Origin of the sequence: Shinella kummerowiae (assembly GCF_009827055.1) — a bacterium.
GTDB classification, from domain to species: Bacteria; Pseudomonadota; Alphaproteobacteria; order Rhizobiales; family Rhizobiaceae; genus Shinella; species Shinella kummerowiae.
This window is the reverse complement of the sequence record NZ_WUMK01000009.1, coordinates 45603-69410: the sequence shown is the minus strand read 5'-3', so window position 1 is coordinate 69410 and position 23808 is coordinate 45603. Positions and strand designations below refer to the sequence as shown.

General features: G+C 63.0%; 21 protein-coding genes and 1 tRNA gene. 12 read left to right on the top strand and 10 right to left on the bottom strand.

Annotation, left to right across the window (positions count from 1 at the left end):
- Positions 1-5: 5 nt before the first annotated feature.
- Entirely contained in the window at positions 6-425 is a 420-nt protein-coding gene (locus tag GR138_RS22465) for a nuclear transport factor 2 family protein (RefSeq protein WP_246200630.1), read from the top strand.
- A gap of 255 nt (positions 426-680) precedes the next feature.
- Here GR138_RS22465 and GR138_RS22460 read toward each other — a convergent pair.
- A tRNA-Pro gene (locus GR138_RS22460) sits at positions 681-757 on the bottom strand.
- 157 nt (positions 758-914) lie between these two features.
- Between GR138_RS22460 and GR138_RS22455 the strand changes: the two genes are divergently transcribed.
- The 5 genes from GR138_RS22455 to GR138_RS22440 all read left to right on the top strand — a co-directional run bounded on the left by GR138_RS22455 (position 915) and on the right by GR138_RS22440 (position 7859).
- Complete coding sequence (locus GR138_RS22455) at positions 915-1436, top strand: MgtC/SapB family protein (RefSeq protein WP_160861500.1); 522 nt, start codon at positions 915-917, stop codon at positions 1434-1436.
- 206 nt (positions 1437-1642) lie between these two features.
- Positions 1643-3379: a type I secretion system permease/ATPase gene (locus GR138_RS22450; protein WP_160861499.1), complete on the top strand. Its 1737-nt coding sequence runs from the start codon at positions 1643-1645 to the stop codon at positions 3377-3379.
- A 12-nt stretch (positions 3380-3391) separates the two neighbouring features.
- A complete protein-coding gene (locus GR138_RS22445) occupies positions 3392-4708 on the top strand; it encodes an HlyD family type I secretion periplasmic adaptor subunit (protein ID WP_202402780.1) in 1317 nt (438 codons plus the stop codon).
- A gap of 66 nt (positions 4709-4774) precedes the next feature.
- Positions 4775-4912: a hypothetical protein gene (locus GR138_RS30325; protein WP_202402779.1), complete on the top strand. Its 138-nt coding sequence runs from the start codon at positions 4775-4777 to the stop codon at positions 4910-4912.
- A 199-nt stretch (positions 4913-5111) separates the two neighbouring features.
- Entirely contained in the window at positions 5112-7859 is a 2748-nt protein-coding gene (locus tag GR138_RS22440) for a patatin-like phospholipase family protein (protein WP_160861498.1), read from the top strand.
- A gap of 351 nt (positions 7860-8210) precedes the next feature.
- On the opposite strand, the gene cysN is transcribed toward GR138_RS22440, so the two are convergent.
- Genes cysN through GR138_RS22425 form a run of 3 tightly spaced genes read right to left on the bottom strand, consistent with a single transcriptional unit; the run spans position 8211 to position 11441 of the window.
- Positions 8211-9689 (bottom strand): sulfate adenylyltransferase subunit CysN, encoded by a 1479-nt coding sequence (gene cysN / locus GR138_RS22435; RefSeq protein WP_160861497.1) that lies wholly within the window; start codon positions 9687-9689, stop codon positions 8211-8213.
- 1 nt (position 9690) lies between these two features.
- Complete coding sequence (cysD, locus tag GR138_RS22430; protein ID WP_160861496.1) at positions 9691-10644, bottom strand: sulfate adenylyltransferase subunit CysD; 954 nt, start codon at positions 10642-10644, stop codon at positions 9691-9693.
- Between the two features lie 47 nt (positions 10645-10691).
- Complete coding sequence (locus GR138_RS22425) at positions 10692-11441, bottom strand: phosphoadenylyl-sulfate reductase (RefSeq protein WP_160861495.1); 750 nt, start codon at positions 11439-11441, stop codon at positions 10692-10694.
- A 265-nt stretch (positions 11442-11706) separates the two neighbouring features.
- Between GR138_RS22425 and GR138_RS22420 the strand changes: the two genes are divergently transcribed.
- The gene (locus GR138_RS22420; RefSeq protein WP_246200628.1) at positions 11707-12825 is read left to right on the top strand and encodes a calcium-binding protein; all 1119 of its coding nucleotides are present in this window, start codon (positions 11707-11709) and stop codon (positions 12823-12825) included.
- A 66-nt stretch (positions 12826-12891) separates the two neighbouring features.
- Here GR138_RS22420 and GR138_RS22415 read toward each other — a convergent pair whose 3' ends face one another.
- From GR138_RS22415 to betI, 5 genes are all read right to left on the bottom strand, one after another.
- The gene (locus tag GR138_RS22415) at positions 12892-13170 is read right to left on the bottom strand and encodes a hypothetical protein (RefSeq protein ID WP_160861494.1); all 279 of its coding nucleotides are present in this window, start codon (positions 13168-13170) and stop codon (positions 12892-12894) included.
- Between the two features lie 61 nt (positions 13171-13231).
- Entirely contained in the window at positions 13232-14884 is a 1653-nt protein-coding gene (gene betA / locus GR138_RS22410) for a choline dehydrogenase (protein WP_160861493.1), read from the bottom strand.
- A gap of 159 nt (positions 14885-15043) precedes the next feature.
- Positions 15044-16507, bottom strand: coding sequence for a betaine-aldehyde dehydrogenase (gene betB, locus GR138_RS22405; RefSeq protein ID WP_160861492.1), 1464 nt, complete (start codon positions 16505-16507; stop codon positions 15044-15046).
- 1 nt (position 16508) lies between these two features.
- Entirely contained in the window at positions 16509-18038 is a 1530-nt protein-coding gene (gene betC / locus GR138_RS22400; protein WP_160861491.1) for a choline-sulfatase, read from the bottom strand.
- A 55-nt stretch (positions 18039-18093) separates the two neighbouring features.
- The gene (betI, locus tag GR138_RS22395) at positions 18094-18717 is read right to left on the bottom strand and encodes a transcriptional regulator BetI (RefSeq protein WP_160861490.1); all 624 of its coding nucleotides are present in this window, start codon (positions 18715-18717) and stop codon (positions 18094-18096) included.
- 149 nt (positions 18718-18866) lie between these two features.
- Here betI and GR138_RS22390 point away from each other — a divergent pair, with 149 nt between their 5' ends.
- The 4 genes from GR138_RS22390 to GR138_RS22375 all read left to right on the top strand — a co-directional run bounded on the left by GR138_RS22390 (position 18867) and on the right by GR138_RS22375 (position 22185).
- Positions 18867-19415, top strand: a complete 549-nt coding sequence (locus GR138_RS22390; protein ID WP_160861489.1) for an HdeD family acid-resistance protein — start codon at positions 18867-18869, stop codon at positions 19413-19415.
- Positions 19416-19424: 9 nt separating this feature from the next.
- Positions 19425-19814 (top strand): fluoride efflux transporter CrcB, encoded by a 390-nt coding sequence (gene crcB / locus GR138_RS22385; protein WP_160861488.1) that lies wholly within the window; start codon positions 19425-19427, stop codon positions 19812-19814.
- A complete protein-coding gene (locus tag GR138_RS22380; RefSeq protein ID WP_160861487.1) occupies positions 19811-20248 on the top strand; it encodes an EamA family transporter in 438 nt (145 codons plus the stop codon). The genes crcB and GR138_RS22380 overlap by 4 nt, the downstream gene beginning before the upstream one ends.
- Positions 20249-20370: 122 nt before the next feature.
- Positions 20371-22185: a bifunctional diguanylate cyclase/phosphodiesterase gene (locus tag GR138_RS22375; RefSeq protein ID WP_160861486.1), complete on the top strand. Its 1815-nt coding sequence runs from the start codon at positions 20371-20373 to the stop codon at positions 22183-22185.
- Between the two features lie 39 nt (positions 22186-22224).
- On the opposite strand, the gene GR138_RS22370 is transcribed toward GR138_RS22375, so the two are convergent.
- Positions 22225-22482 (bottom strand): DUF1344 domain-containing protein, encoded by a 258-nt coding sequence (locus GR138_RS22370; protein ID WP_160861485.1) that lies wholly within the window; start codon positions 22480-22482, stop codon positions 22225-22227.
- Positions 22483-22804: 322 nt separating this feature from the next.
- Between GR138_RS22370 and GR138_RS22365 the strand changes: the two genes are divergently transcribed.
- On the top strand, positions 22805-23806 hold the full coding sequence (locus tag GR138_RS22365; protein WP_160861484.1) for an NAD(P)H-quinone oxidoreductase: 1002 nt from the start codon (positions 22805-22807) through the stop codon (positions 23804-23806).
- Positions 23807-23808 lie beyond the last annotated feature (2 nt).

Here is a 23808-nt window from a genome sequence, read left to right as displayed (position 1 = left end):
ACCTGATGCTGCTGCCCAGGGGGGCGGCAGCGATCGGCTTCAAGGTGAAGCCATGGGAGGGCAACATGAATACAGCAAATGCTGTTGATGGCGCGGCCATAAAGCAGGCCATCGAAGGACGCGACGGCACGCGCCTGCCGACCTTCTATGCAGACGATGCGGTCGTGCGTGTTATCGACCGCAACAACCCACCCAGCAAGCCACGGGAGATTCGTGGCCGGCAGGCGATATCAGAATACTTCGCGGATGTGTGCGGTCGCGACATGGTTCACAAGGTCGACGTCATCCTCACCGAGGGCGACCGGCTCGCCTTCACGCAGAACTGCCAGTACCCTGACGGCGCCCGCGTATTCTGCGCCGCCTTCATTGAGTTCGGCGGCAGGCAGATCGTCCGGCAAACGATCGTGCAGGCTTGGGATGGATGATGGTGCGGCCGGATTGGCGACGCTGATAGAGCTGCGGCCACTCGGCTCATGCAGGCCCTGCGGGGCAAGCGGAAGGTTTCCGGTTGTCTGGAGATGACCCTGGAGACGCGGGAAAAAGCTATCCTGATCGTCAAGCGGGATCCTGAGACGCCTTCACACGGAAAGGGCAGCGCGAGTGGCGCGCCATTCATTGCCGTGATTCTTGGGAGGCTTTTCGGGAGGGTTTTGAAACGCTTCATTGTCAGCGTTTCAAGCTGGTCGGAGTGGAGTGATTCGAACACTCGACCCCCACGTCCCGAACGTGGTGCGCTACCAGACTGCGCTACACTCCGTGACCAGCGGCGCCTCCTATAGACCAGGCTTTTGGGTTCGACAAGCGCAAAATATCAAAAAAATTCGCTGGCTTGGGGAAAGTGCTGCGGTGCCGGGAAATTTTCGTTTCGGCGCTGTGCGAGGGAACCGGCTCACGCCTCATCCGTTTCCGCCGCCATGGAACAGATCCTTGCCGACCTCTTTCCCAAGACCGAAGTGCCCTATCCGGTCATCCTGGCCCGCATGGTGGGGTCGATCCTGCTCGGCGCGGTGATCGGGGCGGAGCGGGAGTACCAGGACCATCCGGCAGGCCTGCGCACGCATATCCTTGTTGCGCTCTCGGCCTGCGTCTTCTCCATTCTGTCGATCGAGAGCGTGCATATGGCCGGCTTTACCGACGAGCAGGTGCGCATCGATCCGTTGCGCGTCATCGAGGCCGTCACCTCGGGCGTCGCGTTCCTGGCCGCGGGCATGATCGTCTTCTCGCGCGGCGAGGTGCGCGGTTTGACGACGGGCGCCGGCATGTGGCTGGCCGGTGCCGTGGGTCTTTCGATCGGGCTCGGCTTCTGGTTCGTCGCCGTCGTCGCGACATTTGCCTGTTTCGTGGTGCTCTTCATCCTCGGCAAGCTGCAGGCGAAGGTGGACGCGGCCGGAAAGGCCGACAAGGCCGGCAAAATACCGGCCAAAGATGACCGCTGAGGTTGTGTTTAGGATTAGTTCATCGAAATTCTGTTGATTTACGAATAAATCACGCCCTATACCGTCTTCCAACGAGGCCGTGCGCAAACCTGCACACGGCTCCCGCATCCGGCCGGCCGCGGCGGAGCGGTCGAGTGGCCTTCGCCGCCCGGAGAACGGCCTTCAGTGGCTGCGCCTCCGGCGTCGATCTTTAAAGAGACATTGTCATGCGTTCATCGGGCAAGACCGGTGTGGACGAATTGAGAGCCGTGCTGAAGTCGAGCGCTGCGGGTTTCCTCGCCATCGGCCTTTTCAGTTTCTTCGTGAACCTGCTCGTGCTCACCGGGCCGCTCTTCATGCTGCAGATCTACGACCGGGTGCTGGCCTCCCGTTCGGAGGCGACGCTGGTGGCGCTGACCGGCCTCATCATCGGGCTCTACCTGATCATGGGCGTGCTGGACCACATCCGCAGCCGCGTCGCTGCGCGCATCGGCGCCCGTTTCCAGGCCCGCTTCGACAAGCGCGTGTTCAATGCCGTGCTCGACCGCACGGCCCTGCATGCGCAGGGCATTTCGACGGTCACCGGCATGCGCGATCTCGACGCGATCCAGAAGGTGCTGTCCTCGCCCGCGGTCTTCACCGTTTTCGACATTCCGTGGACGCCGTTCTTCATCTTCATCATCTTCACCTTCCATCCCTGGATGGGCGTGCTCGGCCTCGCCGGCGGGCTGATCCTTGTTGCACTCACCTGGCTCAACCAGAACGGCACGAAGGAAGATCAGGAGCGGGCGATGATCGCCGGCCGCCAGAGCGACGAGATGACCCAGACGCTGCAGAAGGAAAGCGACACGGTGCGTGCGCTCGGCATGCGCCGCGCCGTCGCCAGCCGCTGGCAGCTTCTGCGCGACAAGGCGCTCGAAGCCAACATCCGCTATTCCGACAGCAACGGCTTCTATTCCATCACCTCGAAGACCTTCCGCGTCTTCCTGCAATCGGCAATCCTCGCACTCGGCGCCTGGCTGGTGCTGAAAAACGAGATCACCGCCGGCGCGATGATCGCAAGCTCCATCATCATCGGTCGCGCGCTGGCGCCGATCGAAGGGGCGATCGGCCATTGGGCGCTCATCCAGCGCGCCATGCAGGGCTGGCGCCAGCTGTCCGACCTGCTGTCGCGCGTGCCGGAAGAGGATGCCCGCACCGCATTGCCGAAGCCGCGCGCGCTCGTGGAAGTCGAGCAGGTCACAGTGGTGCCGCCCGGCGAGAAGGTCGCGACGGTGCGCATGCTGTCCTTCGAGCTGAAGCCCGGCCAGGCGCTCGGTGTCATCGGCCAGAGCGCGTCGGGCAAGTCGACGCTCGCACGCATCCTTACCGGCATCTGGCCGCCTGCCGGCGGCAAGGTGCGGCTCGACGGCGCATCGCTCGAACAATACGGCACGGACGGCCTGGCCGACCATGTCGGCTACCTGCCGCAGGACGTTGTGCTGTTCGAAGGTACGATTGCCGAAAACATTGCCCGCATGACGCTCGAGCCCGATCCGGTAAAGGTCGTCGAGGCGGCGAAGAAGGCGGGGGCGCATGACATGATCCTGCGCCTGCCCGAAGGCTACGACACCCGGCTGCCGGCCATGGGCGGGCGGCTTTCCGGCGGCCAGAAGCAGCGTGTCGGCCTTGCCCGCGCGCTCTATGGCGACCCGGTGCTGCTGGTGCTCGACGAGCCGAACTCGAACCTCGACGCAGAGGGCTCCATGGCCCTCAACCAGGCGATCCGCAACATGAAGACCGAGGGCAAGTCCATCGTCATCATGGCCCATCGCCCGGCGGCAATCGAGGAATGCGAACTCATCCTGATCATGGAAAACGGCCAGCGCCTCGCTTTCGGCCCGCGCGACGACGTGTTGCGCGCCCACCTGCGCAACCACACGCAGGTCGTTGCCGGCACCGGCGCTGGCAGCAGCAACAAGTAAGGTTTTCGCCCAATGAACCGCGAAACGGGTAAGATGGAAAAGAAGTGGACCAATAGCGGCTACGCGATTGCCGGCTATGCGACGGTCTTCGTGCTGCTCGGCGGCATGGGCGCCTGGGCGGCGTTGACGCGCATCAATGGCGCGGTCGTCTCCGCCGGCGTCATCGAAGTCGCCAGCAACCGCCAGGTCGTGCAGCACCTGACGGGCGGCGTCGTCGGCGAAATCCGCATGAAGGAAGGCGATACGGTCAAGGCCGGCGACGTGCTGATGCGGCTCGACGATACGTTCGACCGTTCCGAGCTGACCGTCATCGAGGGCCAGCTCTTCAGCCTGCTCGGCACCGAGGCGCGGCTTCAAGCCGAACAGGACGACAAGAGCGAGATCAGCTTCGATCCCGACCTGCTGAAGGCCGTGGCCACCAATCCGGAAGCCGCCGAAATCGTCACCGGCCAGAAGCGGCTGATGGCGGCGCGCGCGGAAACGCGCGAGAAGCAGGCCGGCCAGCTGCGCGAAAAGAAGGCGCAGATCGCCAAGCAAAACGAGGGTCTCGAAAGCCGCATCACCGCGCTGGAAACGCAGCTAAAGCTGATCGGCAAGGAGCTGGACGCCCAGAACAAGCTGCTCGCCCAGTCGCTGACCAATGCCAGCCGCGTGCTGGCGCTTCAGCGCGAGGAAGCGGAAATCCGCGGCACGATCAGCCAGGCCCGCTCCAATATCGCCGAAAATACCGGCCGTGTCGCCGAAATCGAGATCGCCATCCTCAACATCCACTCGACGGTGCGCGAAGAGGCGACGACGACGCTGCGCGAGATCGAGGCGAAGGTAGCCGAGCTCAAGGAGCGCCGCAACGCCAAGCTCGAGACGCTGAGCCGCATGGACATCACCGCGCCCATGTCCGGCATCGTGCTCGGCATGCAGGTCCACGCGCTGCGCTCGGTCATCCGCCCCGCCGATCCGCTACTCTACATCATCCCGCAGGAGCAGAACCTCGTCATCTCGACGCAGATCTCGCCGACGCAGATCGACCAGGTGCATGTCGGCCAGGTCGCGCATATCCGCTTCGGCGCCTTCGACCATCGCAACACGCCGGAGATTTTCGGCCATGTGACGAAGGTCGCCGCCGACGTGCTCGCCGACCAGCGCACCGGCGCGACCTACTACAAGGCCGAAATCAAGCCGGATGCCGGCGAAATGGTCAAGCTTGGCGACAAACACGTCATGCCCGGCATGCCGGTCGAGACCTTCATCCAGACCGCGGAGCGCTCGCCGCTCGAATATTTGGTAAAGCCGCTCGCCGACTACTTCAACAAGGCGTTTCGCGAGCGCTAGGCCACTGGCGTTCTCGCATCCTGTAAGCATGGAGGGCGCCGCGGCGCCCTCCATCATGACGTGCTGATGGAACAAATCACCCGCCTCGACATTCTCCTTTTCGACAAGCAACGAAAGGAAATTTCAATGGCTCGGGCTTTGATTCTTTGGCTGATGGGCGTACCGCTCTTCGTCGTGCTGCTGCTCTGGTATTTCTTTTTCTGAGTGGCATTTGGAATGACCGATGTCTGAAAGGGGCCGTCACACGGCCCCTTTTTGCGTCTCATGCGAGGAGATGCCCCACCGCCAGGTCGCCACCTGTCGGCTGGCCGCCCGGATTTTAGGTATTCCTTAATTCCCTATACTCAACGCGCTTCTCATGCGGTATTCTTGCAATCTAGGGGCGATAAGGAGTGGGGCGATCATGCAGGGCGTGAGCGATGAACTGTCGGATCAAAACAAGTTCGATGGCGTCAAGGCGGCCGAATACGACATCATCCTGAAACGCCGCAACGGCGATTGGGGCAGCGGTGAGGGGAAGCTGGACACATATGGGGTCCCGGAACACCTCTTCGGTGTCGCTCTTTCCGGGGGTGGTATCCGCTCGGCGAGTTTCTGCCTTGGTGTTCTGCAAGCGCTGAATGCGCGGGGCCTCATTCGTCGCATCGACTATCTTTCGACGGTATCCGGCGGTGGCTATATCGGCGCCAGCATGGTCGCCGCCATGAGTCGTGCCGGAACCGAGGGGCAGTTCCCGTTTTCCAAGACAACCGACGCGCATGAGCAGGGCGGCAACCTCGCCACGACGCCAGCCAGCAGCGACGATGTGCGTGACAGTGAGCCGGTCAGCCACATAAGGGACCATAGCCGCTATCTCATTCCCCGCGGTATGGCCGACATATTGCCCTCGTTGGCGATCATCCTGCGGGGTATTGCCGTCAATGCCTTTCTCGTGCTTGCGCTGATCATGCCGCTCGCTGCGGTCACCGTGATCGCCAATCCCGTCACGCAGGACCTTCAGCGCAGCATTTTCTTCCAGGTCCTTGCACCACCATTGTCTTTCGGCAGCATGACATGCGCTTCGTCGTCTTGGTGTGAGTTTCCTTTCGTCGCGACGCTGCTCCTGGCGGTCATGACGTTCCTCTATCTTCTGCTTTGGGGGCTCTGGCGATCCTTGCCGGAACGGCACGGCATCAAGGGGGAGATGAGCGACCGTGAGGTCCGCTCACGCGGCACGAAATGGTCCGCAAGGCTCATCGGGGTCACCATCGCCACCTTTGTGGCAGAGGCGCAAGGCCCGGTCCTTGCGCTGCTGCACGACTATCTGACCCGGAGCGCGGTGCACCAAACCACGGTGCCCACCATCGCGGCCGTTCTCGGCGCCTTCGCCGTGATGACGGCCGGATTGCGGACGACGCTGGTGGACTGGATTCAGAAGGCGCTGAAGGATGCGAACATCGCCGTCAAGCTACGGGCCGTCGCCTCGAAAGGCGCTTTCATGGCTGCCGGCCTGATCGTGCCCTTGTTGATCTACGCCGCTTATCTGGCGCTGTCGCTGTGGGGCATTGCGGACTGGTTCGGGACGACAAAAGGCCATTACTCTCTTAGGCCGGGCTTTCTGGCGGACGATTCCCTGGCCAGCACCTTGTGGGTCGCGGTCGGTGTGCTGCTTCTCTGGGAGTTTTTCGTCTTCGTCCTGCGCAAGGAAGGGCGCGACACGCTGCGGGTCTTTTTCGACTTGATGGCTGCGAACAAGCGCAAGACTGCAAGGGGCGCTATCAGCCTCGTCGTGGCCATCGCCTTCCTGATCGCGGCCGCTATTGTAACCAGGCAGAATGGCAAGGGGTACGACCTCGTGGAGGTCTACCTGCTCGCAACCGCGATCGTGCTGATGCTGACGATCAATTTTTCCGAGAACGCCAACGGCCTTCACCGGCTCTACCGTGAGCGGCTCAGCGTTGCCTTTCGGCTGGGGGCGGATCTTGAGCGCACAAAACCGCTTCCTCTTGCCGATCTCAACGAGGAAAAAGCACCCTATCTGCTGATCAACACGACCTTGAATGCACGGCAACGCACCATCTTTCAGCTTGACCAGAAGAGGAATGTGCAACCCGGGGCATCGGCTGCCGGCATTGTTGACACCAAGAAAACTGGCCGGAACCCTCGCAGGCCGGATCCGGCCAAGCGCGGGCGCAATGCGGAGTTCTTCCTTTTCTCCCGCAACTTTGTCGGCAGCGACCTGACCGGCTACGTCCCTACCAGTTCACTGCCGGACAAGCCGCAAAAATTCGATCTGGCGACGGCTGTTGCGATTTCCGGCGCGGCGGTATCGTCCAGCATGGGGCGGGTGCAGATTGGTTTGCTACGCCCTACGCTGGCGCTGCTGAACCTGCGTCTCGGCTACTGGATGCTCAATCCTCGCTTCATAGAGACCCAGCCGCAGCAGAACATCCAAGGAGGGCTTGGGCTGAAATACCGGCGCTGGTACGATTTCTTCCGCGCCTATCTGGTGGCGGAATCCTTCGGGCTGCTGTCGGGTGATGCGGCCAAGGTCTATCTCACCGACGGCGGGCATATCGACAATATCGGTCTCTATCAGCTCCTGAAACGCAAGTGCCGTGTCATCATCGTGGCTGACGCCGAGGCCGATCCGGCGATGACCTTCGGTGCCCTTGTCGATGCCGAGCGTTTTGCGCGCATCGATCTCGGCGTGCGCATCGATATCAAATGGCAGCCGGTGCGCGTCGCCGCCCTCAGCCGCAATGCAAGCCGCGAGCAATATATCCCGGAGGCGTCGCCTGCCCACGATTGCCATTTTGCGATCGGCGAAATCGACTATGGCGCGGGCGAGAAGGGCGTCCTGCTCTACATCAAGGCGATCGCCACGGGCGACGAGCCGGACTATGTTCTCGACTACGAGCGCCGCTTCCCAGCCTTCCCGCACGAGACCACCGGCGACCAGTTCTTTTCCGAAGAGCAGATGGAGGCCTATCGGGCCCTCGGTTTTCATGCAGCCTGGCGCGCGCTTGCCGAACCGGATCCGAAAAAACCGTCCGCGCCACGCCCGGACGACATCGCCCGGCTGCTGGCCGACCTGAAGACGCGGCTCGGCATCGCCCCACCTGCGGCCGTGGTGGTGGACGATGGCGGAGCGATGCCAGGGATAGCGTGACGCCGGGGGCAATTGGCCAGAGCAGTTTCGGCGAAGGTACGGAGTGGTTTTGCGTCGGAAATTGCGCAGACACAAAGAGATAGAGCGATTTCGTGATTCAAAGGAAGCGAAGCGATCTGATGAAACCCGCCTGTGGAGGGAAGCCGTCAACCCCATTCCCTTCTCCCCCAGGGGGAGAAGGGAAAATGGCGAGGCCGCAGCCCACAGGAGTTGCCGTGGGGCTAGACAGCGATATCGCATAGCATACGCAGTTGGGTCGCCGGCCAAAACGATTGCGGCGCCCATCGGGCGCCGCAAAAGGGGAAATCCGTTCCCATACTCCTCCACCCTGGCGAGGGCCCCCGTCGCCGACTACTCGTCGAGATCGGCAAGGATCTCCGCGGCGCGGCCGGCGCTGGTGTGGCGCACCTCCACGTCCTGGCGGCGGTTGGCGAACAGTTCGGTCGCCATGAGCTTTTCGGCGAGATCGGCCGGCAGCGACAAGAGCACGCGCTGGTCGTCCTTGTGGATGCCGCCGAGTTCCGAGCGGCGACCGGTGATCATGCCGCCGGCCACCGTGTTGTTGGTGTCCGGATCGATCAGGATGAAGGCGCCGGTCGTGCGGTTCTGCTCGTAGGTGTCGAAGATCGCCTGCTCGTCGAAGGTGAGATGCACCTTGCCGATGGCGTTCATGCCGAGCCTGTCGGCCGCATTCCACTTCGAGGTCTTCAGGTCGAGCTGGCTGATCGGGTCGATGCTGACGCGCTGGCGGCGTGAACCGCTCTTCAGCCAGTAGCGCTTGCCCGGCTCGATGCCTTCCGCCTGGAGGGCGACGAGCTGCGCGTCGAAGCCGCGGCCGGTCATCGGCTGGCTGTCGATCGCGACGATCATGTCGCCGCGTGACACGTCCACCTGACGGTCGAGCACCAGCGTGATGGCATCGCCCGCGACGGCGGCGTTGCGCACGAGGTCGAAGGTGACGATCTTGGTGACGTTGGCGACCATGCCGGAGGGCAGGATGACGACCGAGTCGCCCGGCTTTACCGAACCGCCGGCAACCGTGCCCTGATAGCCGCGAAAGCTTTCGCCCGGACGCGATACACGCTGCACCGGCAGGCGGAAGCCAACCGTCTGGTTGGAGCGGGTCGTGGCCTTTTCCAGCGTCTCGACGAGTGTGGGGCCTTCATACCAGGGCATGGCGGCGCGGCCGTCATAGACGACGTTTTCGCCCTTCAGCGCCGACATCGGGATCGCCGTGATCTGCTTGACGCCAAGCGTCAGCGCGAATTCCTTGAACTCGTGCGTGATCTGCTCGAAGCGGGCGCGGTCGTAATCCGTCAGGTCGATCTTGTTGACGGCGAGCACGAACTGCCGGATGCCCATCAGCGAGGCGATGGTCGCATGGCGGCGGGTCTGTTCGAGAATGCCGGCGCGCGCATCGACCAGCAGCACGGCGAGGTCTGCCGTCGAAGCGCCGGTCGCCATGTTGCGGGTATACTGCTCGTGGCCGGGCGTATCGGCGACGATGAACGAGCGACGGTCCGTCGAGAAGTAGCGGTAGGCGACGTCGATGGTGATGCCCTGTTCGCGCTCGGCCTGCAGGCCGTCGAGCAGCAGCGCGAAGTCGGGCAGGCCGAGATCGTTCTGCTTGCCGGAACTGTCGCGCTGGAGCGTCGCGGCCTGGTCTTCCTTGACGGCCTTGGTGTCCCAGAGCAGGCGGCCGATCAGCGTCGACTTGCCGTCGTCGACCGAGCCGCAGGTGATGAGGCGAAGCGGGCGGGAATCGCGGATCGCGCGTGCCGGTTCTTCCAGCGGAAGCACTTCGGCGATTGCAGTGGCGGAAACGGTCATCTCAGAAATACCCTTCGCGTTTCTTCTTTTCCATGGAGCCGGACTGATCGCGGTCAATCGCGCGGCCCTGACGTTCGGAGACGGTGGCGGTCTCCAGCTCGGCGATGATGTCGTCGAGCGTCGTTGCTTCAGACCGGATGGCGCCGGTCAGCGGGAAGCAGCCGAGCGTGCGGAAGCGGATGATGCCTTCCTGGCGGACTTCGCCGGGCAGCAGTTCGAGGCGCGGGTCCTCGGCGAGGATCATCATGCCGTCGCGCTCGACGAAGGGGCGCTTTTCCGCGAAATAGAGCGGCACGATCGGGATGTCTTCGGCCTGGATGTAGCGCCAGATATCGACTTCGGTCCAGTTGGAGAGCGGGAAGGCGCGCACGCTTTCGCCCTGACGGATCATGCCGTTATAGACGTTCCACAGTTCCGGGCGCTGGTTGCGCGGGTCCCAGCGGTGGTCCGGCGTGCGGAAGGAGTAGATGCGCTCCTTGGCGCGCGAGGCTTCCTCGTCGCGGCGTGCGCCGCCGAAGGCCGCATCATACTTGCCGGCGTCGAGCGCGTTGCGCAGTGCCTCTGTCTTCATGATGTCGGTGTAGCGCGACGAACCGTGCGTGAACGGGGTGACGTTCTCGCTCGCGCCGCGCGGATTGACGTATTCGATGAGGTCGAGATCGTAATCAGCGACGACCTTGTCGCGGAAGGCGATCATTTCGCGGAACTTCCAGCCCGTGTTGACATGCAGCAACGGGAAGGGCACGCGGCCGGGATAGAAAGCCTTGCGCGCAAGGTGCAGCAGGACGGAGGAGTCCTTGCCCACCGAATAGAGCATCACCGGCCGTTCGAACTCGGCGGCGACCTCGCGGAAAATGTGGATGGCTTCGTTTTCCAGCGCCTTCAGATGCGGATCGAGCGGTGGCTTGTGCGGTGCGTTCTGCTTCGCTTCCGCTTCGTGACGGATATCGGACATAAAAGGGTAATCTCCGGATTGATGTGCCTGGTTAGGGCGAAGGATTATCAAAGGGCGCTCGACTCGAGGGATGGCAGCGCCGCCTCGGGCACATGCAAGCCGCATTCGCGCTTGTCGTCGTTTTCCCACCACCAGCGGCCGGCGCGCTCTGGCTCGCCCGGCTTGATGGCCCGCGTACAGGGTTCGCAGCCGATCGAAGGATAGCCCCGCGCATGCATCGGGTTCACCGGCACGGCATGGTCGGCAACATAGGCCTTGATGCGGCCAATGTCCCAGTCGGCCAGCGGGTTGATCTTGATGAGGTTGCGCTCCGCATCGAACTCCGCGAACGGCGTGTCGGCACGGTTGCCGGACTGGCCGCGGCGCAGGCCGGTGATCCAGAAGGATGCCCCTTCGAGTGCGCGCGCAAGCGGCTTCAGCTTGCGCACGCTGCAACAGGCGTGGCGCGCTTCGACACTCTCATAGAAGCCGTTGAGGCCATATTTCGCCGCATAGGCGTCGATATCGTCCTGCACCGGCACGTAGCGGGTGATGGTCATGCCGTACTGGCTTTCGGTCTCGTCGATGAGATCGACGGTCTCCTTGAAGAGCCGGCCGGTCTCCAGCGTGACGACGTCGATCGCCAGACGCTCGGTGCCGATCGCCGCGGTGATGACCTGGTCCTCGATGCCGAGGCTTGTGGTAAAGACGGCGCGTCCGCCAAGTTCGGCCACGAGCGCCAGGCGCTCGGCAAGCCCGAGGCTGGCGAGTTGGTCATTGAGGGCCTGCGAGGTCCCGTTTCCGGTAAGAGCAGTCATTCCGTTCCATGCCTTTGCGAGAATTGGTTCAATTATCGCAGTCTTGTCCGGTCGCGGACAGCAAAACCGATTTCCAAAGCGCAAGGATGGGGAGCAAATATCTCTCCAACTTGCCGTTTGGGCAGAAATCCTGCCGCCCGATGCCATCCCAAAAAACTCCGCGCGAGCCGCCGAAAAAACTTGACAGAAAAAATCAGATTTAATAGCTGAGCATTGCATTCAAGTTTAAGCGTGAGCTGCGGTTCACAGGGGAAGGATTGGGCAGATGGCCATTACAATCAGCGCAAACGACGCCAACAAGGACGGCAAGGGCATCAACTTCGCCGCCTACCTGGCAAACTACAACAAGACCTTCACCCGCGCCGGCTATGGCGGCTTCAACAGCTCGGACCCGATGGCGATGAGCGGCACGCAGTACTATTCGAACGACGCGAGCAAGTATGGTGTGGTTCTGACGTCGGGCAAGACGGCTTGGAACTACAATATGATGACGCATAAGGTCACCGGCTCGCTCAATACGGTGGAGTTCGGCAGTTCGATTGCGCTCGACAGCAAGACCAATACGTTCAAGATGACATCCGACGTGAAGATCACGGGTCTCGGCGTGACCGACACGACGCTTGGCGGCCAGCTCCTCAGCGACATCATGGGCGGCAAGTCGACCGTGGCAGGCGCAACGGCTGGACTTGTGAAGATCTTGAACGCCAACTCGATCGTCTTCAACGGTAGCACCGGTTCTGATTCCTTTAGCGGCTATGCCAAGGACGATACGTTGTCGGGCGGCAACGGCAATGACGCTCTCTACGGCAATGGCGGCAACGATACGTTGCGCGGTGGCAATGGCAACGACGTGCTTTATGGCGACGCCGGCAACGACAAGCTCTATGGCGATGCGGGCAACGACAAGCTGTATGGCGGCGCCGGCGACGACACGCTCGTCGGTGGCGATGGCAAGGATACGTTGAACGGCGGCGCCGGCATCGATACGCTGCGTGGCGGCAATGACGATGACTTCCTTTTCGGCTATGCTGGCAATGACAAGCTCTATGGCGATGCCGGGAATGACAGGCTGGAAGGCGGTGCAGGCAACGATACGCTCGACGGCGGTCTGGGGAATGACATCCTTTCCGGCGGCGTTGGCGCAGATACCTTCATCATCAAGTCGGGCCAGGGTTCCGACCGGATCACGGACTTCGAAGCTGGCAAGGCCGGCCTGGATGTCATTCAACTCAACAAGGCCGTCCTGAAGAACTTCGCTGACGTTCTCAGCCACGCCACGGAGACACGGGCGGGCGATCTGGTCATCAAGTACGGTGCCGACACGATCACCCTCGAGGGCATCGCGAAGGCCGACCTGCATACCAGCGACTTCCTCTTCGTTTAAGCTGTCCACACCTGCGGACGCTTCTGGAGCCGGGCGAAAGCCCGGCTTCTTTTTTGCTGGAAACCTCTAGGCCGTGCTGCGCTCAGGATGTGGCACGAGCCTGCCCCAGTGCGTGTCCCAAAGGCCATCTTCGTCGACGATGACGAGGTCTCGCGGGGTGACACCTTCCCGGATCAACTGCTGGGCGCTGATGAGCGCCTCCTCGACGGGAAGGGGGATGGTGTCGCGTGCCAGCGCCGGGTCGGTGATGAAGGCGCAGGGGCCGGTGACACCGTGGATCACGGTGACGACGAGGTCGGTCTCCTTGCTGATGGCGTGGTGAGAGACCTTCTTGTAGGTGGTCATGGGGTTTCCTTCGAGGCAGTTGCCCGCCTCAACCCCTTGCAACCATTATGGTTCCGAAATTTTACCGATCGCTCAATGCGGCCCGCGGGTTCGTCCACGGCTCCTGGTTGGAGCGTGCGAGCGGTTGCCTGCCCAGGATGTGGTCGGCGGCCTTCTCGCCGGTCATGATCGACGGCGCGTTGAGGTTGCCGTAGGTCACATGTGGGAAGATCGAGCTGTCGGCAACCCGCAGGCCATCCACGCCGATGACGCGGGTCTGCGGATCGACCACCGCCATCGGATCGCCCGCGGCTCCCATGCGGCAGGTGCCGCAGGGGTGATAGGCGCTTTCCAGGTGCTCGCGCAGGAAGGCGTCGATCTCGTCGTCCGTCTCGATGCCGGCGCCCGGCTGGATTTCTGGCCCGCGGAACTCATCGAAGGCCTGCTGGCCGAAGATTTCGCGGGTGAGGCGCACGCAGTGGCGGAACTTGATCCAGTCTTCCTCATGGCTCATGTAATTGAAGCGGATCAACGGATCAGCGGCAGGATCGGCGGAGCGCAGCGTCACGCTGCCGCGCGACTTCGACAGGTTGTAGCCGACATGGGCCTGGAAACCATGGCTTTTGGCCGCCGCCTTGCCGTCATAGGAAATGGCGACGGGCAGGAAGTGATACTGGATGTCCGGCTGTCTGACGCCGGGCGCCGAACGCAGGAAGGCGCAGGCCTCGAACTGGTTGGAGGCGCCGAGCCCACCCTTGGAGAGCAGCCATTGCGCGCCCGCCACGCCCTGCCAGAACCACGGCAGCCAGGAATAGAGCGACACCGGCTTGGTGGAGACCTGCTGGAAGTAGAATTCCATATGATCCTGCAGATTGGCGCCGACGCCCGGCCGGTCGACCTTCACGTCGATCCCCATCTCCTTCAGATGCGCGGCCGGGCCGATGCCGGACAGCATCAGCAGCTTCGGCGAGTTGAAGGAGGAGGCCGATACGATGACTTCCTTGTTGGCCTTCACCACCTCGACGACACCGTTGCGCTCGATCTCAACGCCGACCGCCCGGCCGTTTTCGATGACGATCTTGCGCGCGAAGCAATGCACCAGCGAGACGTTCGGCCGCTTCATGGCCGGCCTCAGATAGGCATTGGCCGCCGACCAGCGCCGGCCGTTGTGGATCGTCTGCTCCATCAGGCCGAAGCCTTCCTGCTTGGAACCGTTGTAGTCGTCCGTCAGTTCGAAACCCGCCTGCTTGCCGGCCTGGAGGAAGGCGTGGAAGAGCGGATTGGTCACGGGGCCGCGCCGCACATGCAGCGGCCCGTCCGTGCCACGCCAGCCCGCTTCCCCGCCATGCGAGGTCTCCATGCGCTTGTAATAGGGCAGCACATCCGCATAGGCCCAGCCCTGCGCGCCAAGCGCCTCCCAGCGGTTGAAGTCCTCTGCGTGCCCGCGCACATAGACGAGCCCGTTGATCGACGATGACCCGCCGATCACCTTGCCGCGCGGCGCGGTGATGCGCCGGTTGTTGAGGTGCGGTTCGGGCTCGGAGAGATAGCCCCAGTTATAACGCTTCATGCTCATCGGCCAGGCAAGCGCCGCCGGCATCTGGATGAACGGCCCGATATCCGACCCGCCATATTCCAGCACCATGACAGAATGCTTGCCGTCTTCCGACAACCGATAGGCAATCGCCGAGCCGGCCGAGCCGGAGCCGATGATGATGTAGTCTGCGTTCTGCATGATGCTGCCCCTTGAATTTCCGCCTCGGCAAGCCCCCTCATCCGGCTGCCGCCACCTTCTCCCCACGAGGGGAGAAGGGTATGCCGCGCCGCTTCGTTTCCCCTTCTCCCCAGCGGGGAGAAGGTGCCCGAAGGGCGGATGAGGGGGATGAAACCTACCTCAATACGGCGCCTCGACCTTGCCCATGGACACGTAGACCGTCTTCAGCTCCGAATAATGCTCCAGCGCGGCAAGCGAATTTTCACGCCCGAAACCGGATTGTTTGGAGCCGCCGAAGGGGATTTCCACGGGGGCGAGGTTGTAGGTGTTGATCCACAGCGTACCGGCCTCGAGTTGGTCGACGACGCGGTGGGCGCGGGTGATATCCGATGTGAAGACGCCCCCGGAGAGGCCGAATTCCGTGGCGTTGCCGCGGGCGATCACCTCGTCCTCGTGGTCGAAATCGAGCACGCACATGACCGGGCCGAAGATTTCTTCGCGGGCGATGGTCATGTCGTCGGTGACATCGGCAAAGACCGTCGGCTGGATGTAAAAACCATCGCCTGAAACGTCGTTCGGAATGCCGCCGCCGGTGATGAGCGCCGCGCCCTCGGCCTTGCCCTTCTCGATATAGTCCATGACCTTGTCGCGCTGGGCTTTTGAAACCATCGGGCCAAGCTGCGTCGCGTCATCGAGCGGATCGCCGATCAGGATCTTTTCCGTGCGCGCCTTGAGGCGGGTGAGGAACCTGTCCCTGATGCCCTTCTGCACGAAGACGCGGGTGCCGTTCGAGCAGACCTGGCCGGTCGAGTAGAAATTGCCGAGCATGGCGCCGCCGATGGAGCTTTCGAGGTCGGCGTCGTCGAAGACGATGAGCGGCGATTTGCCGCCGAGTTCCATCGTGACATGCTTGAGATCGGAAGCGGCAGCGCCCGCCACCTTCTTGCCCGTCGGCACGGAGCCGGTCAGCGAGACCTTGGCGACATCCGGATGGTTGACGAGCAGCGGCCCGGTCGTCCGGTCCCCCTGGATGACGTTGTAGAGCCCCTTCGGCAGGCCGGCCTCGACGAGAATCTCGGCGATCTTCAACGCACCGAGCGGTGTGTTTTCCGACGGCTTGAACACCATGGCATTGCCGCAGATGAGGGCTGGCGCACCCTTCCAGCAGGCGATCTGCTGCGGATAGTTCCAGGCGCCGATGCCGACGCAGACGCCGAGCGGTACGCGCTTGGTGAAGGCGAAATCCTGGCCGAGCGGGATGTAGTCGCCGTTGAGGCCGGCGGCCGCGATGCCACCGAAGAATTCGAAGGCATCGGCACCCGAGGTCGGGTCGGCAATGATCGTCTCCTGGATCGGCTTGCCGGTGTCGAGTGTTTCGAGTTCCGAAAGCTCGCGGTTGCGCTCACGCATGATGTCCGCCGCGCGCTTGAGGATACGCCCGCGCGCCGTCGGGCTCATCGCCGCCCACTCCTTCTGCGCGTGCTTGGCCGATGCGATGGCCTTCTCGACGATATCAGGTGTTGCCGCATGCAGGCGGGCGATTACCTCGCCGGTGGCGGGGTAGACGCTCTCGAAGGGTGTGCCGGCTGTGTCTTCGACATATTCGCCATCGATGAAATGCGAGGCTTTGGGTTGGGCTCTCATCTTATTCTCCCCGCGGGTAGCGTTTGGATTCCTCGAGATTGTCGAGGTTCATGTGGTTGCGCATGTAGCGTTCGGAAGCCTTCTGCAGCGGCTGGTGGTCCCAAGGATAATAGGCACCGTTGCGCAGCGCCTCATAGACCACCCAGCGCCGCGCCTGGCTTTCGCGCACGGCGGCGTCGAATTGGGCCATGTCCCAGCGCGCCTCGCGCATTTGTCTAAAGGCCTCCAGCGTCGCCTTGATGACTGAATCCCCGGAGGTTGCGAGGTTGGTCAGCTCCAGCGGGTCGGCATCGAGGTCGTAGAGCTGCTCCGGGTCGAGTTCGCAGTGGATGTATTTCCACTTGCCCTCGCGAATGCCGACGATCGGCGCATAGGAGGCCTCGGCCGCATATTCCATCAGCACCGGCGAAATACGCTCCGCGCCGTTGATGACCGGCAGCAGGCTCTCGCCATCCGTCCACGGCATGACGTCTTCCATCGAGATGCCGGCGAGGTCGCACAGCGTCGGCGTCACGTCGAGATTGGAGGAGGGGGCGAGGTGCAGGCCGGGGGTGACGCCGGGGCCTGATATCATCAACGGCACGCGGGCCGAGCCCTCGAAAAAGTTCATCTTGAACCACAGGCCGCGCTCGCCGAGCATGTCGCCATGGTCCGAGCAGAACAGGATCAGCGTCTCGTCCAGCATGCGCGTGCGCGTCAGCGTATCGACGAGTTCGCCGACCTTCTCGTCGAGATAGGAGATGTTGGCGAAATAGGCCTGCCGAGAGCGGCGCACGTCCTCGCCGCTGATGGCGAAGCTGGCATAGTCGCAGGAATGCAGGATGCGCGCGGAATGCGGATCCTGTTCGTCCAGCATGCTGACCTCCGGCATCAGGTGCTCGCAGTCCTCGTAGAGGTCCCAGAACTTCTTGCGCGCCACATAGGGGTCGTGCGGGTGGGTGAAGGAAACCGTGAGGCACCAGGGGCGGCGGTAGATGTCGTCATTGTCGCGTGACAGCTGGTAGAGCTTCTGGTTGGCGAGGAAGGCGACCTCGTCGTCATATTCCATCTGGTTGGTGATCTCGGCCACGCCGGCGCCCGTCACCGACCCCATATTGTGGTACCACCAGTCAATGCGCTCGCCCGGCTTGCGGTAGTCCGGCGTCCAGCCGAAGTCGGCGGGATAGATGTCCGTCGTCAGCCGCTCCTCGAAACCATGCAACTGGTCCGGCCCGACAAAATGCATTTTCCCGGACAGCGCCGTGTAATAGCCGGCGCGGCGCAGGTGATGCGCGAAGGTCGGGATGGAGGAGACGTATTCCGCCGCATTGTCATAGACCCGCGTGCGGCTCGGCAATTGCCCGGCCATGAAGGAAGCGCGGGCCGGCGCACAGAGCGGCGAGGAGGTGTAGTTGTTGCGGAAGCGCGCCGAGCGCGCAGCGAGCGCCTTCATGTGCGGCGCATGCAGCCAGTCCGCCGGGCCATCCGGAAAGAGTTTTCCGTTGAGCTGGTCGACCATGATGATCAGAATATTCGGCTTGCTGGCGGTCACGGGCTGGTCCTTGGCGCGAATGCAGACTTGGCGTTTGGCAGTTCTATCTTTCCGTTCAGGCAGGCGGTTGCTTTGCAGCGTCGGGCGTGCGCGATCCCGCGACAGCAGCAAGCTGCGCCTGCACATATCCTTCCGTCAGCGCGATCGATGACTCGATGCTGACGGGTGCGGACTTCAAGCCCTGCCGCAAATACAGCCCGTCGATCATCGCGGCGGCACCGTCGGCGATGTCCGACGCGGCGCCGGCCGGGCAGAGCTGCTTGAGGCTCGACAACAGGTTGGAATTCAGCCGCCGCGCATAGACGACGAGCAGGCGGCGCACTTCCTCGGAGCGTTGCGCCTCCGAATAGAAGGCAAGCCAGGCGGCCACCGTCTCCGGCGCATATTGATGTGCCTGGAAATTGACGCGGATGACCGCCGACAAGCGGTCGCGCGGCGTCGTGGCTGCCTTGAGGGCCGCAACCGCATCGGCGCGCAACTGGCGCAACAGGCTACGGATCGTCTCGATGACGAGTTGCTCTTTCGAGCCGAAATAGTGGTGGGCGAGCGCGGGGGAGACGCCGGCATGGCGGGCGATCTCCGACATGGTGACGGTCAGCGAGCCGCGGTCGCCGACCGCCCGTAGCGTCGCGTCCACCAGCGCCTTGCGGCGCACCGGCTCCATTCCAACCTTCGGCATGTCGTTCCCTCACTCTTTGCTCAGCGTATTTTTAATTGAGTGATCAATCAATAAAAATCTTTGACCTGGCGCAATGCAATCGGATGTCGCGAAGGCGATAGTTTTCGTGTTAGCGTCACCCTGTTTTCATTCAATTTTCGAGGTCCGTCATGGTCTTTACTCCCGGAATGAACCCTCTCTCGGAAGTTCGCGCCAAATGGGGCTGGTTCGTCGCCCTGGGTGTTGTCCTGCTCGTCTTCGGCGGTATCGCCGCGACCAACCTGTTCATCGCGACGGTCGCCTCGGTCTATTATGTCGGCATGCTGATGATCGTCGGCGGCGCGGTGCATCTGGCGCATGCCTTCCAGGTCAAGGCATGGCGGGAGACCATCGCCTGGGCGCTGAGCGCGCTGCTCTATCTCGCCGCCGGCGTGCTGGCCTTCGTCAATCCGGTTCTGACATCGGCCGTGCTCACCCTGCTGATGGCCGCCGCACTGCTCGTCGCCGGTGTCTTCCGCATCTTTGCCGCCTGGCGCGTCCGGCCGGAAAAGGGCTGGGGCTGGCTGATGGCGGGCGGCATCGTCACCACGCTCGCCGGCGTGGTGTTCCTTATCGGCTGGCCGGTCAATAGTTTGTGGCTGCTCGGCCTGTTCCTCGCCTTCGATCTCGCCATGCAGGGCTGGGCGCTGATCGCTTTTGGCCTGGCACTGCGCAAGTAGACGGCGGACATGAGCTACCTGATCGTCTTTCTCGGCGCCGGCATCGGCGGTGCCGGTCGCCATGGTGTGAACGTGTTGGCCATGCGGCTGTTCGGCCCGGCCTTTCCCGTCGGCACGCTCGTCATCAACATTCTCGGCTGCCTGCTGATGGGGCTGGTCGCCGGTTTCTTCGCCTTTCGCGGGCACCTGCCGCAGGAAGCACGGCTTTTCCTGACGACCGGCATCCTCGGCGGATTCACCACCTTCTCCGCCTTTTCGCTCGATGCGGCGCTGCTCTGGGAGCGCGGCGAGGTCGGACTTGCCGCCCTTTATGTCGGTGCCTCGGTTATCTTTTCGCTGGCCGCCGTCGCGGCCGGGCTTGCATTGTCGCGGCTTATGCTCGCAGGAGGTGCAGTGTGAAAACGCTTTTGGCGTCCTGGCAGGTCTGGGCGCTCGGCTCCGCCGTCTTCGCGGCGCTGACGGCAATCTTCGCCAAGATCGGCATCGCCGAGGTCAATTCCGACTTCGCGACCTTCGTGCGCACCGTGGTGATCCTGCTGGCGCTGGCCCTGATGCTGACGCTTGCCGGCAACTGGCAGGCACCGGGTTCCGTGCCGGCCCGGAGCTGGATTTTCCTCGTTCTCTCAGGTTTGGCGACCGGCGCGTCCTGGCTCTGCTATTTTCGCGCCTTGCAGATCGGCAAGGCCGCGCAGGTCGCACCGGTCGACAAGCTCAGCGTCGTGCTCGTCGCGGTCTTCGCCGTTCTGTTTCTCGGCGAGCAGCTTTCGACGGCTCACTGGCTGGCGGTGATGATGATTGGCGGCGGCGCCCTGCTGCTGGCTTTGCCTATATGAGGCGTTTCTTTTTCAACTCTTTGTAGTCATTGAAGTTTCATCGAACTGTCACAGTACGGAAACGGTTTTTTCAGGGCTGGCGGGAGAGACTTCGCGGCAACGTTCACGCCCCGGAGTTCCCTATGTCCGCCGCCGAATTGCTGGCCCTTCGCCGTTTTGGAGATGGCGAGATCGTCACCCTCGCCAAGCTGGTGATCGAAACGGCCTTTCAGCCGATCGTCGAGACGGCCACCGGCGCGGTCTTCGGCTACGAATCGCTGATGCGCGGTTTTGACCGCCTCGGCTTCCGCTCGCCGCTCGACCTGATCGACCGGGCGCACGAGGCGGGCCAGCTTCTGGCGCTGGAGCACATGGTCAACTCCCGCGCCATCGCCGCCTTCGCCGCACTGCCGGATTTCCGCTCGCGCACGCTGTTCATCAACCTCGATTCCCGCCTGGTCCCGGAAGGCGCCGACCTCGTCGAGCGGCTCGCCGGCCATCTGAGCCGCGCCGGCATTCCGGCCTCGTCGATCTGCTTCGAGATTTCCGAGCGCTTCGACAATGATACGCTGCCGGACTTCGCCATCCTGGTGCGCAAGCTGCGTCTTGCCGGCTTCAAGCTTGCCATCGACGATTTCGGTGTCGGCCATAACGGCTTGAAACTGCTCTGTGATCACCAGGTCGATTATCTCAAGATCGATCGCCATTTCATCTCCGGCATGGAGGCCGATGCGCGAAAACGCCATCTGGTGCGCAACACGGTCAACGCCGCCCATGTGCTCGGCATCCGCGTCATCGCGGAGGGCGTGGAGAGCGAGGCGGAGTTCGTCGCCTGCCGCGAGGCGGGCTGCGACCTCGTGCAGGGCTGGTTCGTTTCCCGGCCCGTCACCGATTTTTCCACCCTGAGCCCGGTCTATCCGCAGGTCGCCCGCGCCGGCGGCATTCGCCGCAATTCCCGCACGCTCGACAGCATCCTCATCCGTCGCGAGATCGAGCAGGTCGCGGTGCTGCGCGAAAACGAGAGCCTGGAATCGGTCTTCGAGTTCTTCCGCCGCGATCCCAAACGCACCTTCTTTCCGGTGCTCAACGCCAATGACGAGCCGCGCGGCATCCTGCACGAATACCATGTGAAGGAGCTGAGCTATCACCCGTTCGGCCGCGACCTCCTGAAGAACAAGCTCTACCAGAAGACCCTGTCGCATTTCGTCACGACCGCGCCGATCGCCGATCTCGACACGCCGGCCGAACAGTTGCTCGACGTCTTTACCGGCATGGGCGGCAATGAATGCGTGATCCTGACGGAGAACCTGCGTTATGCCGGCATTCTCTCCGCCTCGTCGCTCCTGAAGATCATCAACGAAAAACGGCTGAAGACGGCGGAAGACCAGAACCCGCTGACCGGCCTTCCCGGCAACCGCTCGATCCGCGACTACCTGCAGGACAAGGCGCTCGATGGCGACCAGCTACGCTGCCTGTGTTATTTCGACTTCGACAATTTCAAGCCGTTCAACGATCACTACGGCTTCCAGAAAGGTGACCTTGCCCTTTCGCTCTTCGCCTCGCTGATGCGGCGCGAGTTCATCGGTGAGGATGTCTTCATCGGTCACGTCGGTGGGGATGATTTTTTTGCCGGCGTGTCCGGTCGTCCGGTCGCGGCCGTGCGCGATATCCTGGAGCGCCTGCTCGGCGATTTCAGCCGCGAGGTGCGCTTGCTCTATTCGCCGGAAGACCAGCTTGCCGGGGAAATCCGCGGCCGCGACCGCGCTGGCCATACCATGGCGTTTCCGCTGATGCGCTGCTCGGCGGTGGTGCTGGTCGTGCCGGAAGGCGAGGTGATCGGCGAGGCGGGGCAGATCAGCAGCCGGATCGCCGCCTTGAAGGCGGATGCCAAGGGAAGCGACGGGGGGCTCGTGCTGTCCTCGACATCCGCCGAAGCGCAGCTTGCGGTTGCGCTCTAGTCAAAGAGGCGGGCTCGTCGAAACCCGCCCCCAGCCACGTCAGCGAAGGATTTTTACGGTCTTCGCCTCGTGGTTCTTGCCGGACATGTCGAAGGAGACGGACACCTTCTCGCCAGCCTTCAGTCCGGGATCGTGGAAACCCTTGGGAAGCTGGAAGGTGGTGCCGTCATTGAGCGTCAGAGACATCGACGCCTTGTTGTAATCCTTGACCGTCCCGGTCGCCGTCTGCGCAGCCAGCGCGAAAGCCGGTGTGGTGAGAACGGTGACGATGGCAAGATTGGAAAGAAGAACACGCATCTGTGTCGTCCTAGATTGGCCCCGGGCGGGGCTCTGGAAGCCGTCCGGGAGACGTCGCGTCGCGGTCTGGGGGATGACCGCCGGCGCTCCCCGGCTTCGGAATGAAAGCTAGGCCCGGAAAAATCCGTTTTCAAATTAACAAGATTTAATTCTGGCTGTCCTGAAACGGGCGGAATTTCAGCGGTTTGCGGCAAAAAGGGGGCGGCTTTTGCATGGCTGCAAATGTCGCAGACGTGGTCGGAACCGATTCAAATGGTTCGCGCTTTAGGCTAGAATCATCGAAAGAGATTGCGCGTCCACATGCGCCCGGGAGGCCATATCCATGACAGTTCCATCGTCCATGTCCTATGTCGGGCTCAGCGAGCACGGTGGCCCGGACAATCTGGTGGTCACCGAGGGCAGGACGCCGCATCCCCGCAGCGGAGAACTCCTGGTGCGCGTCGAAGCGGCCGGCATCAACCGGCCGGACGTGCTGCAGCGCAAGGGCGACTACCCGCCGCCGCCGGATGCCAGCCCCATCCTCGGCCTGGAGATTGCCGGCGAGGTGGTGGAAATCGGCGACGACGTCACGGGCTACGCGCTTGGCGACAAGGTCTGCGCGCTGGCGAATGGCGGCGGCTATGCGCAATATTGCGTGGTGCCCGCGACGCAGGCGCTGCCAGTTCCCAAGGGCTATGATGCCGTGAAGGCGGCGGCGCTGCCGGAGACCTTTTTCACCGTCTGGGCCAATCTCTTCATGATGGCGGGCCTGAAGTCCGGCGAAAGCGTGCTGATCCACGGCGGGTCGAGCGGCATCGGCACCACGGCGATCCAGCTCGCCAGCGCCTTTGGCTCGCGCGTCTTCGCCACGGCCGGCACGGCGGAGAAATGCGATGCCTGCCTCGGCCTCGGGGCCAGCCGCACCATCAACTACCGCAGCGAGGATTTCTGCACCGTCATCGCCGAGGAGACCGGCAAGGCGGGCGTCGACGTCATCCTCGACATGATCGGTGCCGCCTATTTCGAGCGGAACCTGAAATCACTCGCCCGCGACGGACGCCTGTCGATCATCGCCTTTCTCGGCGGCACCTTTGCCGAAAAGGTCAGCCTCGCGCCCATCCTGCAAAAGCGCCTGCATCTCATGGGCTCCGCTATGCGGCCGCGCACCGCGACGGAAAAGCAGGCGATCCGCGACGAGTTGCTGGAGAAAGTCTGGCCGCTGCTGGAGGAGGGGCGCATCGCGCCGGTCATCCACGCGGTCATGCCCTACACCGAAGCCGCCGCCGGCCACCGCATGATGGAGCATGGCGATCATATCGGGAAGATCATGCTGACCTTCGACTGAAG

Coding starts and splice junctions, on each gene's coding strand:
- GR138_RS22465 (WP_246200630.1), top strand. CDS start 6: ATGCTGCTGCCCAGGGGGGCGGCAGCGATCGGCTTCAAGGTGAAGCCA.
- GR138_RS22455 (WP_160861500.1), top strand. CDS start 915: ATGGAACAGATCCTTGCCGACCTCTTTCCCAAGACCGAAGTGCCCTAT.
- GR138_RS22450 (WP_160861499.1), top strand. CDS start 1,643: ATGCGTTCATCGGGCAAGACCGGTGTGGACGAATTGAGAGCCGTGCTG.
- GR138_RS22445 (WP_202402780.1), top strand. CDS start 3,392: ATGAACCGCGAAACGGGTAAGATGGAAAAGAAGTGGACCAATAGCGGC.
- GR138_RS30325 (WP_202402779.1), top strand. CDS start 4,775: ATGGAACAAATCACCCGCCTCGACATTCTCCTTTTCGACAAGCAACGA.
- GR138_RS22440 (WP_160861498.1), top strand. CDS start 5,112: ATGCAGGGCGTGAGCGATGAACTGTCGGATCAAAACAAGTTCGATGGC.
- cysN (WP_160861497.1), bottom strand. CDS start 9,689: ATGACCGTTTCCGCCACTGCAATCGCCGAAGTGCTTCCGCTGGAAGAA.
- cysD (WP_160861496.1), bottom strand. CDS start 10,644: ATGTCCGATATCCGTCACGAAGCGGAAGCGAAGCAGAACGCACCGCAC.
- GR138_RS22425 (WP_160861495.1), bottom strand. CDS start 11,441: ATGACTGCTCTTACCGGAAACGGGACCTCGCAGGCCCTCAATGACCAA.
- GR138_RS22420 (WP_246200628.1), top strand. CDS start 11,707: ATGGCCATTACAATCAGCGCAAACGACGCCAACAAGGACGGCAAGGGC.
- GR138_RS22415 (WP_160861494.1), bottom strand. CDS start 13,170: ATGACCACCTACAAGAAGGTCTCTCACCACGCCATCAGCAAGGAGACC.
- betA (WP_160861493.1), bottom strand. CDS start 14,884: ATGCAGAACGCAGACTACATCATCATCGGCTCCGGCTCGGCCGGCTCG.
- betB (WP_160861492.1), bottom strand. CDS start 16,507: ATGAGAGCCCAACCCAAAGCCTCGCATTTCATCGATGGCGAATATGTC.
- betI (WP_160861490.1), bottom strand. CDS start 18,717: ATGCCGAAGGTTGGAATGGAGCCGGTGCGCCGCAAGGCGCTGGTGGAC.
- GR138_RS22390 (WP_160861489.1), top strand. CDS start 18,867: ATGGTCTTTACTCCCGGAATGAACCCTCTCTCGGAAGTTCGCGCCAAA.
- crcB (WP_160861488.1), top strand. CDS start 19,425: ATGAGCTACCTGATCGTCTTTCTCGGCGCCGGCATCGGCGGTGCCGGT.
- GR138_RS22375 (WP_160861486.1), top strand. CDS start 20,371: ATGTCCGCCGCCGAATTGCTGGCCCTTCGCCGTTTTGGAGATGGCGAG.
- GR138_RS22370 (WP_160861485.1), bottom strand. CDS start 22,482: ATGCGTGTTCTTCTTTCCAATCTTGCCATCGTCACCGTTCTCACCACA.
- GR138_RS22365 (WP_160861484.1), top strand. CDS start 22,805: ATGACAGTTCCATCGTCCATGTCCTATGTCGGGCTCAGCGAGCACGGT.